Raw genomic sequence first — 11910 nt, forward strand, 5'->3', positions numbered from 1 at the left:
CCCTTAGAAATCGCCCCCTGTGCAGCCTCTGGTGCCGTCACAGGGGAGAACCCGCAGATCGTTATTAAACGTAGCTGAAAGTTCTTAAAAATTGACTCTATGGGATGTTGTTAACAATTGGCCCACAAACGGCTGAACATAGTTAATTACTGTGAACTGGGTCGCACTTCGCGAATTGACTTTCGGCCACTTGTATGCGGGTGCTACATGAGTAACTCAATTCACAGGCCTAAGATCGGGCAATGAACGCAATTCCGGTCTCTTTGCCCCGCTTCTGGTCCCAGCTCAGCACGCGCGATTTCGCGGCGCTCGATGCGGCAGCCACGGTGGCGGTGCTGCCCCTGGGCGCCACCGAGCAGCACGGCCCGCATTTGCCGCTGGGCGTGGACACGGTGCTGGCCGACGGCATCGTGGCCGCGTCGCTGCCGCTGCTGGCTCCGGATCTGCCGGTGCTGTTCCTGCCGACCCAGCAGATCGGCCTGAGCCCGGAACATGCCCGGTTTGCGGGCACGCTCACGCTGTCGGCCGAAACCCTGATCCGCATGTGGAACGAAATCGGCGCCGGCGTGGCGCGTGCCGGGGTGAAGAAGCTGGTGCTCTTCAACGCGCACGGCGGCCATGTGGGCGCGATGGACATCGTGGCGCGAGAGCTGCGCGCGGCGCACGGGCTCATCGTCTACAGCGTGAGCTGGTTCAACCTGCCGCTGGGCGATGCGGGCGCGCAGTTCAGTGCGAATGAGCACCGCTTCGGCGTGCACGCGGGCGAGATTGAGACCTCGATGATGCTGGCGCTGGCACCCGAGCGGGTGCGCATGGACGAAGCGAAGGATTTCCGCTCGACCTCGGAGCAGCGCGCGGCCGACTACGCGATCCTGGGCAACGGCAAGAGCGCCAAGCTCGGCTGGGCGATGGAGGACTACAACCCGCAGGGCGCGGCCGGCAATGCGGCGGCGGCGACGGCGGCCAACGGCCAGGCGGTGATCGATGCGGCCGCGCGGCAATTGGCGCTGCTGCTGGCCGAGGTGTCGCGGCTGCCGCTGGACACGGCCAACACCCAGCCGCTGCCCTGATCCGCCTTCAGGCCGCGCCGCGCGCGAGCACCCCGGCGAACATGCCGGAATCGACATTGCCGCCCGTCACGCTGACCCCCACCGTCTTGCCGCGCCAGCGTTCCCGCTGCTGAAGCGCGCCGGCCAGCGCCGCGGCACCGGCGCCTTCGGCCACGTTGTGCGTATCGCTGAACAGGATGCGCATCGCCTCGGCCACGTCGTCGTCGGTCACGGTGATCACGTCGTCGGCTTCGCGCAGCATCACCGCCAGAGATTCGGGCACCGGCGTGCGGCAGGCCATGCCGTCGGCCAGCCGCGTGGTGACGGGTGAATCGACCGGCTTGCCCGCACGGAAGGAATCGCGGTACGCCGTGGCATGGGCGGACACCACGCCGATGAGTCGGGTGGACACACCGCAATGCGCGCGTGCCGCAGCCGCACCGGCAAAGCCCGAGCCCAGGCCGATGGGCACGAACAGCACGTCGGGCGGCGTGTCTTTCAATGCGGTGAAAAACTCGACATACGCGGTCGACACGCCCCGCACCAGTTCGCGATGGAACGACGGCACGCGGTGCAGCGCGTCGCGCTCCGCCAGCACCGCCGCATGTTCGGAGGCAGCCTGGAAATCGTCGCCATGCTCGACCAGCGTGACGCCCAGCGCGCGCATTGCGGCGTTCTTCTCTTGCGAGTTGCCGTGCGGCACCACGATGGTGGCGTCCAGCCCGTGGCGCCGCGCCGCGAAGCCCACCGACTGGCCGTGGTTGCCGCGGGTCGCGCTGATGGCGTGGCGCACCTCGGGGTGCTCGCGCGCGAGGGTCTCGAAGTAGGTGAGGCCGCCGCGGATCTTGAAGGCGCCCACGGGCGAGTGGTTCTCGTGCTTGGCCCAGACGGTCGCGCCCAGGCGCTGCGACAGCAGCGGCCAGGTGTACTGCGGGGTGGGCGGCATGGCCGCGTGCACGGTGCGCTGCGCGGCTGCCATCTCTTCCGGGGTGAATCTCACGGAGTTCCTTTTTTGCTTTGCCTACTTGCGCTCGGTGAGCGCCACGCGCACCGCCAGCACGGCGAGCACGCTGCCCATCACATAGCGCTGCGCGCGCAGCCAGCCCGCGCTTTGCGACAGCACCGCCGTGATGCTCGCCGCGCCGAGGATCACCACCGTGTTGACCAGCGCGCTGCTCGCCATCTGCGCCATGCCCAGCTGCATGCTCTGCAGCAGCACCGAGCCGCGCTCGGGGTGGATGAACTGCGGAAAGAACGACAGGTAGAACATCGCCACCTTCGGGTTCAGCAGGTTCGTGAGAAAGCCCATGCGGAACAGCCTGGCCGGCGGGTCGGCCGGCAGCGCGCGGGCCTCGAAGGGCGCATTGCCGCCGGGCTTGACCGCCTGCCATGCGAGCCACAGCAGGTAGGCCGCGCCGGCAAAGCGGATCGCATCGAAGGCCACGGGCACCGCCAGCAGCAGGGCGGTGAGCCCCAGCGCCGCGGCGAACAGGTGCACAAGAAAGGCCATCAGCACGCCGCCCAGCGAGATCATTCCTGCGCGGCGCCCCTGGATCAGCGTGCGCGAGACGCAATAGATCATGTTCGGCCCCGGCGTGAGCGCCAGCAGCAGCGAGGCGAGTGCGAACCAGGCGATTTCGGTGAGGCTCAGCATGTTCAGAGTCCTTGGGATTCGAGGGTGACGGGGCCGCGCGGCGTGTCGAACACGGCGACCAGGTTGGGCGGGCCGGCTTCGACCGGCATGTGGCCCATGCCGATGGCCGAGAGGGCGGCGGCGAGCGTGGGCGCGCGCGGATGCACCGCGCGCAGCGAACGCAGCACAAGGCCCGATGCGGGCATGGCATCGGTGGGATGCACCGGCCCCCACTGGATCAGCGTGGGCAGCGCGCCGTAGAAGAGGCGCTGGCCGTCGTCGCGCACCGTGATCTGCCATTCGAGCCGCCCGGCGGGCGTGTCGCGCGAGGCTTCGAGCAGCTGGCCGCGGTCGATGTGCGCATGCTCTTCGCGGGCCAGCACCTTCGATGCGGCGCCGGCGTCGGGCACGCGCGCCACGAAGTGAATCAGCCGCGGGCCGTGCTGGGCCAGGCCGGCTTGCAGCGCGGTGTCGTCCAGGTCGAACCAGCGCTGCGTGCCGGGACGCGACGGCGCCTTGCCGGGCTCGATCGCGATGATCTCCGCATAGGCGCGCGGGAACGCATCGCCCGCCACGTTCAGCAGCCGGTTGTGCGTGCCCATCAGCGGGTGCGCCCCGCCCGGGCCGGGCGTGACGCCCAGCGTGGCTTCGCACCACGCCACGCCTTCGGCCAGCGAGGCGGCGGCGATCACCAGATGGTCGACTTCGGCGTGCATGGCGAAGCTTTCGTTCAGAGCGCGACCTTGCCGTCGATGCAGGTCACGGCATCGCCGCCGACCCAGATCTTTCCTTCGGCGTCGCGCTCGATGTACACGCGGCCCGCGCGGCCCAGGCATTGGCCCTGCGCGGCGAGGTAGCGCTCGGGCATGTGGCCGTCGGCGATCAGCCATTCGGCCAGGCTCGCGTTGAGGCTGCCGGTGACCGGATCTTCCTGCACGCCGATGGGCTCGGCAAAGGCGCGCACCTCGAGGTCGATCTTCGCGCCGTCGTCGTACTCGGGGGGCTTGCGGTTGCCGAAGGCGCGCGCCTCGCGGTTGGAGCGGCCGATCAGCGGCGAGGTGTCGATCGCCGCGGGCACGCCGGCGATGCCGGCCTTCACGCCGAGTTCCTTGAGCATGCGGTGGTCGGGCGTGAGCTGCAGCACCGCATCGGCGTCATCGACCAGCAGGCCGAACCAGACCGGGCCGTTGTCCAGCACCTGCGCCGCGACGATCTGCTGCGCCTTCAGGCCCAGCGCGCCCGCCACCTTGGCCAGCAGCGCGGGGCTGGGCGCACTGCGCTTGAGCGGCGGCGCGGCGAAGGCCAGGCGGTCGCCGTTGCGCCGCAGCGGCACCAGGCCCGCGCCGCATTCCTGCACCACCAGGCCGTCCACCTTGGGCTTGCCGCCGGCCTGCAGCCAGGCGTGGCAGCTGCCGATGGTCGGATGGCCGGCAAACGGCAGCTCGCCGCCGGGCGTGAAGATGCGCACCCGGTAGTCGGCCGAGGGCGCGGTCGGCGGCAGGAGGAAAGTGGTTTCGGACAGGTTGGTCCACTGCGCAAAGCGCTGCATCGCGGCGTCGTCCAGGTCGCTGCCGTCTAGCACCACGGCGAGCGGGTTGCCGCGGTAGGGCGTGGCGGTGAAGACGTCGACTTGCTTGAAATTGCGGGATCTCATGGTTTTCATTCGAGGGATAGATCGAGCACGCCACGCGCGCCCTGGCGGGAAAGAAGCTCGGCGTACCAGCGCTCCACATGGGGCCAGCTGGGACGGCGGTATTCGGCGGCGGGCAGGCCGAACCAGCGGTGCGCCTCGCAGCCGATGGGGATGTCGGCCATGGTGAAGCGCTCGCCCGCCATGTACGGCTGGCGCGCGAGGTGCGCATCGAGCATGGCGAACAGGGTTTCGCTCGCGCGCACCGAGGCGTCGATCAGCGCGGGTTGGCGCTCCGAAGGCGGCGTGCGCACCCATTGCACGAAAGCGTCGCGGCTCGCGCGGTTGAGCGTGGTCTGCTGCCAGTCCATCCAGCGCTCGGCGTCGAAGCGCTCGGGCAATTCGCTCGGGTAGAAGCTGCCGTGCGAATGCTTGGCGCACAGGTAGCGCACGATCACGTTTGACTCCCAGAGCGTCACGCGCTCGGCGCCTTCGCCGTCGTCGATGGTGGGCACCGTCGCATTGGGGTTGAGCGCGAGGTATTCGGGCGTCTGTACCACGCCGAACCGGCCGCCGGCCTCGGTGCGCTGGAAGTCGAGCCCGAGCTCCTGCGCGCACCACACCACCTTGCGGACGTTGATCGAGCTGATGCGGCCCCAGATGTTGAGCATGGTGTTCAGTGTCCTTGTACGGTGGGTGAGGTCATGGGGGCAGCGGGCCGGTCGAGCAGCAGCAGGCGAATGGCCAGGCCGAGCATCACCAGCGCGAGCAGCCGGCTCTGGAGCCTGGCGGCGCCGGGGCGGCGTTGCAGCCAGCGTCCAGCCTGTCCGCTGCAGGCGCCCAGCAGCGTGTTGAACGCGAGCGCGGCGGCCGACAGCACCACGCCCAGCTGCACCAGCTGCAGCGGCACGCTGCCGCGCGAGGGGTCGACGAACTGCGGCAGGAAGACCATGAAGAACAGCAGCGCCTTCGGATTGACCAGGTTGTTCAGCAGCGCCATCCGCACGATGCGGCCGAAGCCGGTTGCCTGCGCCGGCGCGCCCATGCGCAGCCCGCCGTTGTGCAACGCCTGCACCGCGAGCCACATCAGGTACAGCGCGCCCGCATAGCGCAGCAGGTCGAACGACGGCGGCCATGCGGCCACCAGCGCGGTGACGCCGGTTGCGGCGAACAGCGTGTGCACCAGGTCGGCCGCGCTGATGCCCAGCGCCGCCGCAAAGCCGCCGCGCGGGCCGTGCGCCACGCCGTGCGACAGCACGAAGGCCATGTTCGGGCCGGGCGAGAGAAACAGCGCCAGCACCGCGAGCAGGAAGAGCGAGAGGGTTGCGAGTCCGATCATCGTGGGGTGTGTGCGTGCAGCGGGCTCAGGCCGTCTGGGCCGAGGCCTGTTGCGGAGACTGCAAATAAGGCGCGATGTTGCGCATGCCGCGCTCGACGTAGTCGTCCTTCTCGCCCACCGGCGCCACGTAGTGCAGCGCGCTTTTGGCCGCTTCCACGCCTTCGCTGCGCGCGATGAACCACGCCGCCAGGTAAGGCGAGGCCATGCAGCCGCCGGCGGTGGCCACGTTGCCCTTGGCGAAGAAGGGCTGGTTCAGCACCTCGATGCCGGCCTCCTGCACCCAGGGCCTGGTGGTGAGGTCGGTGCACGCGGGCACCGTGCCGAGCAAGCCCAGCCGGGCCAGCAGCAGCGTGCCCGAGCATTGCGCGCCGATCAGCTGGCGCGAGGCATCGAGGCGGCGCAGCACACCCATGATGGCCGCGTCGTTCGCGATCTCGCGGGTGCGGATGCCGCTGCCGACCAGCACCGCGTCGGCCTCGCAGGCGTCCTCCAGCGTGGCGGCGGCATGCACGGTCACGCCGTTCATCGAGGTGACGGTGGCGCGGGGCGATGCCAGCGCCACCCGCCAGCCGGGCCGCTTCACGCGGTTGAGCACACCGAGCGCGATCAGCGAGTCGAGCTCGTTGAAGCCGTCGAAGGTGAGGATCGCGATGTGCATCGGGGTGCCTTTTTTCAGATCTCTCAGAGCTGCGCGGCGGCCAGTTGCCTGTCGCCGAGCAGGACCAGTTCTTCGCGCAGCGTTTGCGCGAGCGCGGCGATGGCCACGTCGATTTCCTCGACGCTGGCCGTCACGAACGACAGGCGCAGCGTGCGCGGATCGCCTTCGCCCGCATAGAACGGCGCGCCGGGCACGAAGGCCACGTTGCGTTCCACGGCCTTGGGCAACAGCGTGACGGTGTCGACGCCCTCGGGCAGGCGCGCCCACAGGAACATGCCGCCCTTGGGGGCGTTGAACTTCACGTCCAGGCCCGCCATCTCGCGGGTGAGCGCGGCGATCATCGCGTCGCGCTGGCGCTTGTAGAGCGCGCGGATGGTGGGCACATGGCGGTCGAGGAAGCCGTCCTTCATCACCGAGGACACCATGCGCTGCGTGAAGATCGGCGTGTGCAGGTCCACCGCCTGCTTGGCCTGCAGCAGCTTCGGGTAGATGGCCTTGGGCGCCACCAGGAAGCCCAGGCGCAGACCCGGCGCCAGCACCTTGGAGAACGAGCCCAGGTAGATGCAGCCTTCGGGGTTGCGCGCCGTGAGCGGCAACGGCGGGGCTTCGTCGAACCAGAGTTCGCCGTAGGGGTTGTCTTCGATGATGGGCAAGCCCGCTTCGGCGGCGGCGGCCGAGACGGCGGCGCGGCGCTCTTCGGTCATGGTGCGGCCGGTGGGATTCTGGAAGTTGGGCAGCAGGTAGACGAAGCGCGCGGCGTCTTCCGAAGCGCGCCCTCCGGCCCCGCGTGCCTTGGCCACCAGGTCTTCGACGATCACGCCGTCTTGGTCGCTCGCCACGCTCACCGGGTTCGGCTCCATCGGGCCGAAGGCCTGCAGCGCGCCCAGGTAGGTGGGCGTTTCCACCAGCACCTTGCTGCCCGGATCGATCAGCACCTTGGCCACGAGGTCCAGGCCCTGCTGCGAGCCGGTGGTGATGAGCACCTGGGCGGGGTCGACGTTCCACGGCAGCATGTCGGCCACGGCCTGGCGCAGCGGCGCGTAGCCCTCGCTCGCGGCGTATTGCAGCGCGGCCTGGCCGTCGTTGTGCAGCACTTCGGCGCAGGCATCGGCAAAGGCCTGGATCGGGAAGGTCTTGGGCGAGGGCAGGCCGCCGGCCAGGCTGATGATGCCGGGGCGCTCGGTGACCTTGAGGATTTCACGCAGCACCGAAGGATTCATCTTGGCGGCGCGGGCGGCGAGTTTCCAGTTCATGTTTTTTCTTTCAGACAGGTGAGGTGAGATTCGATGGCAGGTCGCCCCGGAATGCAACGGTCATTGTGTTGCAGCGGGTGCGGCAGGCGCGGCAGCCAACGGCTGCGGCTGCGACAGCCGCTTGCCGATGACCACCGTGGCCACCACCGCGACGGCGAAGGCGAGCGTCACCACGTCCAGCGGTTCGCCCAGGATGGGGATCGACGCGAGGATCGACAGAAAGGGCTGCAGCAGCTGCGTCTGGCTCACGCGCAGCGCGCCGCCCAGCGCCAGGCCGCGGTACCAGGCGAAGAAGCCGATCCACATGGAGAACATGCCGACATACACGAAGCCCACCCACGACGAGGTGGCGATGGGCTGCGTCGGCCACAGCACCAGCGCGGCCGGCAGCGTGACCGGCAGCGCCATCACGCAGACCCAGCAGATCACCCGCTCGGCGCCCAGCGAAGGCGTGACCTGCGCGCCGTAGATGTAGCCGAACGATGCCGCGATGACCGCGCCCACCAGCAGCAGGTCGGCCCATTCGAAGCCGAAGCCGTGTCCGCCCTGGCTCGCGCGCAGCACCGAGAACACCACCACGAGCAGGCTGCCTGCGATGGCGCAGAGCCAGAAGCCCAGGCGCGCCCGCTGATGCAGCACCCATGCCGCGACCGCCGCGGTGACGAGCGGCAGCAGCGCCGTCACCACCGCCGCATGGCTGGCGGTGACCACGCGCAGCGCGTAGGCCAGCAGCAGCGGATAGCCGATGCAGTTGCCCAGCACCGCCATGCCCAGCGGCTTCCACTGGTGCGCGGCCGGCCGAGGCGAGCGGGTGACGATGAGGAAGACGGCCGACAGCACCCCCGCCAGCGCCGCGCGCCCGAGCGTCACGAACCATGGCGAGAGCTGCGGCGCTTCTTGCGAGCCGGTGGCCAGCCGCGTCATCGGCAACGTGATGGCGAACATCGCCACGCCCAGCACACCGAGCCACATGCCCAGCGTTTCGTCCTTGATGTTCCTCATGGGCATGCGCCCAGGAAACGAAGCGCCGCCGAAGAGGGACGGCATTCGGTCGGGGAATACCGCGGAACCGGCTTTGCCGGGCCGCAGGTATTGCCCCCTGCAAGGGGGTTGGCGCAGCGACACGAAGTGCGCGAAGCCTGGGGGTTAGCCAATTTCATACGCTCACCATCCACCAGGCCGTGAGCACCAGCACCAGGCCCATCGCGCGGTTGAACCACAAAAGGCGCTTGCCCGTGGCGAGCCAGTCGCGCAGCAGCGCACCGACCAGCGCATAGGCGAAGTTGCTCGTGAAGGCATAGAACAGCATCACCGGCGCGACGATGGCGAAGCGCGAGAGCGCGTCGGGCTGGCCGGCGATCCACCCGGCCACCAGCGTGAGTGCGAGCAGCCAGGCCTTGATGTTGACGAACTGCAGCATCACGCCCTGCCCGAAGCCGATCGAGAGGCTGGCGCTGTCGGCCTTGCCCAGCTTGGCGCTGCCGCTGAGCTTGTAGGCCAGCCACAGCAGGTAGGCAATGCCCAGCGCCTTGATCGCCAGGCGCAGCGGCGGCACCGCCACCACCAGCGCGCCCAGGCCGGCCGCGCAGATCGCCAGCAGCAAGGTCCAGCCCACAGGCACCGCGATCACGAAGCGCATGGCGCGCGGCAGGCCGCCGTTGGCCGCCAGGGCGGTGGAAAGCGTGGTGTTGGGGCCGGGCGAAAAACTCATCGCCGTGGCCAGCACCAGCAGCGCGGTGAATTCTTGCCAGTTCATGAGACAGACTCTAAACTTGAGACCATTACAGTTCCAGTACAGATGGTCAAACAAAGACGGCATCTGTATTGGCAAATGCTTCGACACAGTCCATTCGACGCCGCATGCTGACACGCACTTCGACCCAGTCCCTGACCGCCCAGCTGGCCGACCGTCTGGGCGAGCGCATCCGCACCCGGCTGCTGCCGCCCGGCGCGCGGCTGCCTTCGGTGCGCGAATGCGCGCGGCAGCAGGGCGTGAGCCCGTACACCGTGGTCGCGGCCTACGACCAGTTGCTGGCGCAGGGGCTGGTCGAGGCCCGCCGGCAGCGCGGCTTCTATGTGCGCGATTCGGCGCAGGTGCAGGACGGCCGCTCGGCCAAGGCCGCAGAGGTCACCGGCGCGAGCGGCATGCCGGCGGCCATGGCCGTGCAGATGCTCGCCTCGCGCGTGCCGGCCGACGCCAGCTCGCTGATCCGCAGCATGTTCCACCGCCCCAGCGACAAGCCGCAGCCCGGCATGGGCGTGTTTCCGCCCGACTGGATGGCCTCGACCTTCATGCCGACTGCGGTGCGGCGCATGACCAGTACAGCGGTGCTGCAGGAGCTGTCGCTGCAATACGGCGAGCCCTCGGGCGACATGGCGCTGCGGCGCAGCCTTTCGCAGAAGCTGGTGGGCATCAACGTGCCGGCCGGGCCCGACCAGATCATCACCACCATCGGCGCCACCCATGCGCTGGACGTGGTGAGCCGCACGCTGCTGCGGGCGGGCGATCCGGTGATGGTCGAGGAGCCGGGCTGGGCGCTCGAGTTCGCGCGGCTGGAGGCGCTGGGCATGCGCATCCTGCCGGTGCCGCGCCGCGCCGACGGGCCCGACCTGGAGGTGATGGCGCAGTACTGCCTGCTGCACAAGCCCAAGCTCTTCGTGAGCGTGAGCGTGCTGCACAACCCGACCGGCTACAGCCTGACGCCCGGCAGCGCACACCGGGTGCTCAAGCTGGCGAACGAGCACGACTTCCACATCGTCGAGGACGACACCTACAGCCACCTCGCGCCCGAGCACGCCACGCGCCTGTGCGCGCTCGACGGGCTGCAGCGCACCATCTACGTGAGCGGCTTCGCGAAGATCCTGGCGCCCAACTGGCGCATCGGCTTCCTGGCGGCACCGCCCGCGCTGAAAGAGCGCTTGCTGGAGACCAAGCTGCTGGCCACGCTGACCTCGCCCACGCTGTTCGAGCGGGCCTTGTCGTGGTGCATCGACCAGGGGCAGCTGCGCCGGCATTCGGAGCGGGTGCGCATCCGGCTCGACGGTGCGCGCGGTCGGGCCGTGAAGCTCGCGATGTCGCACGGCTGCACCTTCGCCTCGGAGCCGGCGGGGCTGTTCGGCTGGGTCGACACCGGCGTGGACACCGACGCGCTCACCCAGCGCATGCTCGACCAGGGCTACCTGCTCGCGCCGGGCTCGCTCTTTCATGCGCGCCGGCCGCCGACCACCCTGATGCGCATCAATTTCGCGACATCGCAGGACGCTGCCTTCTGGAAGGTTTTCAGCAAGGTCCGCAGCGAACTCTGACTCGCCCCCAGGCTTCGCGCACTTCGTGTCGCTTCTCCAACCCCCTACCGGGGGCAACACCAACGGCCCGGCAAAGCCGGTTCCGTGGTGTTTCGGGAAGGGACGGCGCCGATTTTCAAAAGGCTACTCGCGCAGTCAGACGCCGGGGGCTTGGAGTAAGCTGGCAGCACAAGAAAACCCAGCCAGGAGACCCTCCGCATGACCAATGCCAGCCAACCCTTCGACTTCAGCAAGTTCGTCCCCGGATTCGACTTTCTGAAGAACCTCGCGACAGGTGCCGCCACGGGCGCGGGGGCCGGCACCGGCGCGGTGCCCGGGATTCCGAGCCTGGCCAGCTGGGTGGCGCCCACGCTGAGCGTGGAAGAGGTCGACAAGCGCATCCAGGAGCTCAAGACCGTGCAGTACTGGCTCGAGCAGAACGGGCATGCGCTCAAGGCGACCATCCAGGCGCTCGAAGTGCAGAAGATGACCCTCTCGACGCTGCGCGGCATGAATGTGCGCATGGAGGACCTGGCCAGCGCTTTCACCAAGCAGGCCGCTGCGGCTGCCGCGCCGGCGCCCGCATCGGCGCCGTCCGCGCCCTTCGGCTCCTTTGCAGCGGCCACGCCCGAACCCGAGCCGGTCGAGGAGGAGGAAGAAGAGCAAGAGGACGAAGCCGAAGAACAGGAAGCGCCGGCTCCGAAGGCCGCGCCCCGCGGCAAGTCCGCGTCGGCCAAGGCTGCTGCCGCCGCCGATGGTGCCGGCGTGGTCGATCCGATGCAGTGGTGGGGCTCGCTCACCGAACAGTTCCAGCAGATCGCCAGTTCGGCGCTGCAGGACGCGGCCCAGCTCAAGGTGCCCGCCATGGCCCAGCCCCTGGCCGATGCCGTCGGCAAGGCCATGGGCAAGCCGGCGGCCCGCCAACCGGCCGCTCGCAAGCCGGCCGCCAAGAAGGCAACGGCAGCGCCCGCCGCCAAGAAAAAGACCTCGGCCACCGCCGCGCGCAAGCGAACCACCGGCAGCCGCTGACGTCATACACACTACTTTTTTGAAGAGAAACGGG

Annotated in this window: 13 protein-coding genes; 3 read left to right on the forward strand and 10 right to left on the reverse strand. The window is 69.1% G+C overall.

The window, feature by feature from the left end; all coding sequences use genetic code 11:
• Positions 1 to 242 precede the first annotated feature (242 nt).
• The gene (locus ABIC90_RS12830; RefSeq protein WP_354354499.1) at positions 243 to 1070 is read left to right on the forward strand and encodes a creatininase family protein; all 828 of its coding nucleotides are present in this window, start codon (positions 243 to 245) and stop codon (positions 1068 to 1070) included.
• A 7-nt stretch (positions 1071 to 1077) separates the two neighbouring features.
• Here ABIC90_RS12830 and ABIC90_RS12835 read toward each other — a convergent pair whose 3' ends face one another.
• The 10 genes from ABIC90_RS12835 to ABIC90_RS12880 all read right to left on the reverse strand — a co-directional run bounded on the left by ABIC90_RS12835 (position 1078) and on the right by ABIC90_RS12880 (position 9318).
• Positions 1078 to 2049, reverse strand: coding sequence for a threonine dehydratase (locus ABIC90_RS12835; RefSeq protein WP_354354500.1), 972 nt, complete (start codon positions 2047 to 2049; stop codon positions 1078 to 1080).
• A 21-nt stretch (positions 2050 to 2070) separates the two neighbouring features.
• Entirely contained in the window at positions 2071 to 2703 is a 633-nt protein-coding gene (locus ABIC90_RS12840) for a LysE family translocator (protein ID WP_354354501.1), read from the reverse strand.
• A gap of 2 nt (positions 2704 to 2705) precedes the next feature.
• Positions 2706 to 3398: a VOC family protein gene (locus ABIC90_RS12845; protein WP_354354502.1), complete on the reverse strand. Its 693-nt coding sequence runs from the start codon at positions 3396 to 3398 to the stop codon at positions 2706 to 2708.
• Between the two features lie 14 nt (positions 3399 to 3412).
• On the reverse strand, positions 3413 to 4336 hold the full coding sequence (locus tag ABIC90_RS12850) for a PhzF family phenazine biosynthesis protein (RefSeq protein ID WP_354354503.1): 924 nt from the start codon (positions 4334 to 4336) through the stop codon (positions 3413 to 3415).
• A 5-nt stretch (positions 4337 to 4341) separates the two neighbouring features.
• Complete coding sequence (locus ABIC90_RS12855) at positions 4342 to 4983, reverse strand: glutathione S-transferase family protein (RefSeq protein WP_354354504.1); 642 nt, start codon at positions 4981 to 4983, stop codon at positions 4342 to 4344.
• A 5-nt stretch (positions 4984 to 4988) separates the two neighbouring features.
• Entirely contained in the window at positions 4989 to 5651 is a 663-nt protein-coding gene (locus ABIC90_RS12860) for a LysE family translocator (protein ID WP_354354505.1), read from the reverse strand.
• A 25-nt stretch (positions 5652 to 5676) separates the two neighbouring features.
• Positions 5677 to 6309, reverse strand: a complete 633-nt coding sequence (locus tag ABIC90_RS12865; protein ID WP_354354506.1) for a DJ-1/PfpI family protein — start codon at positions 6307 to 6309, stop codon at positions 5677 to 5679.
• Between the two features lie 23 nt (positions 6310 to 6332).
• Positions 6333 to 7562: a PLP-dependent aminotransferase family protein gene (locus ABIC90_RS12870; RefSeq protein ID WP_354354507.1), complete on the reverse strand. Its 1230-nt coding sequence runs from the start codon at positions 7560 to 7562 to the stop codon at positions 6333 to 6335.
• Positions 7563 to 7622: 60 nt separating this feature from the next.
• Entirely contained in the window at positions 7623 to 8564 is a 942-nt protein-coding gene (locus ABIC90_RS12875) for a DMT family transporter (protein ID WP_354354508.1), read from the reverse strand.
• Between the two features lie 154 nt (positions 8565 to 8718).
• Positions 8719 to 9318 (reverse strand): LysE family translocator, encoded by a 600-nt coding sequence (locus tag ABIC90_RS12880; protein WP_354354509.1) that lies wholly within the window; start codon positions 9316 to 9318, stop codon positions 8719 to 8721.
• 104 nt (positions 9319 to 9422) lie between these two features.
• On the opposite strand from ABIC90_RS12880, the gene ABIC90_RS12885 reads away from it, so the two are divergent.
• Both ABIC90_RS12885 and ABIC90_RS12890 read left to right on the forward strand, forming a co-directional pair.
• Complete coding sequence (locus tag ABIC90_RS12885; RefSeq protein ID WP_354354510.1) at positions 9423 to 10868, forward strand: PLP-dependent aminotransferase family protein; 1446 nt, start codon at positions 9423 to 9425, stop codon at positions 10866 to 10868.
• Between the two features lie 198 nt (positions 10869 to 11066).
• Positions 11067 to 11876, forward strand: coding sequence for a PhaM family polyhydroxyalkanoate granule multifunctional regulatory protein (locus ABIC90_RS12890; protein ID WP_354354511.1), 810 nt, complete (start codon positions 11067 to 11069; stop codon positions 11874 to 11876).
• Positions 11877 to 11910: the final 34 nt, after the last annotated feature.

The sequence above is a fragment of the Variovorax boronicumulans genome (genome assembly GCF_040544675.1).
Lineage (GTDB): Bacteria > Pseudomonadota > Gammaproteobacteria > Burkholderiales > Burkholderiaceae_C > Variovorax > Variovorax boronicumulans_D.

Excerpts from the sequence above, each read along its gene's own strand:
- ABIC90_RS12830 (WP_354354499.1), top strand. The coding sequence starts at position 243 with ATGAACGCAATTCCGGTCTCTTTGCCCCGCTTCTGGTCCCAGCTCAGC.
- ABIC90_RS12845 (WP_354354502.1), bottom strand. The coding sequence starts at position 3,398 with ATGCACGCCGAAGTCGACCATCTGGTGATCGCCGCCGCCTCGCTGGCC.
- ABIC90_RS12870 (WP_354354507.1), bottom strand. The coding sequence starts at position 7,562 with ATGAACTGGAAACTCGCCGCCCGCGCCGCCAAGATGAATCCTTCGGTG.
- ABIC90_RS12850 (WP_354354503.1), bottom strand. The coding sequence starts at position 4,336 with ATGAGATCCCGCAATTTCAAGCAAGTCGACGTCTTCACCGCCACGCCC.
- ABIC90_RS12840 (WP_354354501.1), bottom strand. The coding sequence starts at position 2,703 with ATGCTGAGCCTCACCGAAATCGCCTGGTTCGCACTCGCCTCGCTGCTG.
- ABIC90_RS12860 (WP_354354505.1), bottom strand. The coding sequence starts at position 5,651 with ATGATCGGACTCGCAACCCTCTCGCTCTTCCTGCTCGCGGTGCTGGCG.
- ABIC90_RS12890 (WP_354354511.1), top strand. The coding sequence starts at position 11,067 with ATGACCAATGCCAGCCAACCCTTCGACTTCAGCAAGTTCGTCCCCGGA.
- ABIC90_RS12875 (WP_354354508.1), bottom strand. The coding sequence starts at position 8,564 with ATGAGGAACATCAAGGACGAAACGCTGGGCATGTGGCTCGGTGTGCTG.
- ABIC90_RS12855 (WP_354354504.1), bottom strand. The coding sequence starts at position 4,983 with ATGCTCAACATCTGGGGCCGCATCAGCTCGATCAACGTCCGCAAGGTG.
- ABIC90_RS12880 (WP_354354509.1), bottom strand. The coding sequence starts at position 9,318 with ATGAACTGGCAAGAATTCACCGCGCTGCTGGTGCTGGCCACGGCGATG.
- ABIC90_RS12885 (WP_354354510.1), top strand. The coding sequence starts at position 9,423 with ATGCTGACACGCACTTCGACCCAGTCCCTGACCGCCCAGCTGGCCGAC.
- ABIC90_RS12865 (WP_354354506.1), bottom strand. The coding sequence starts at position 6,309 with ATGCACATCGCGATCCTCACCTTCGACGGCTTCAACGAGCTCGACTCG.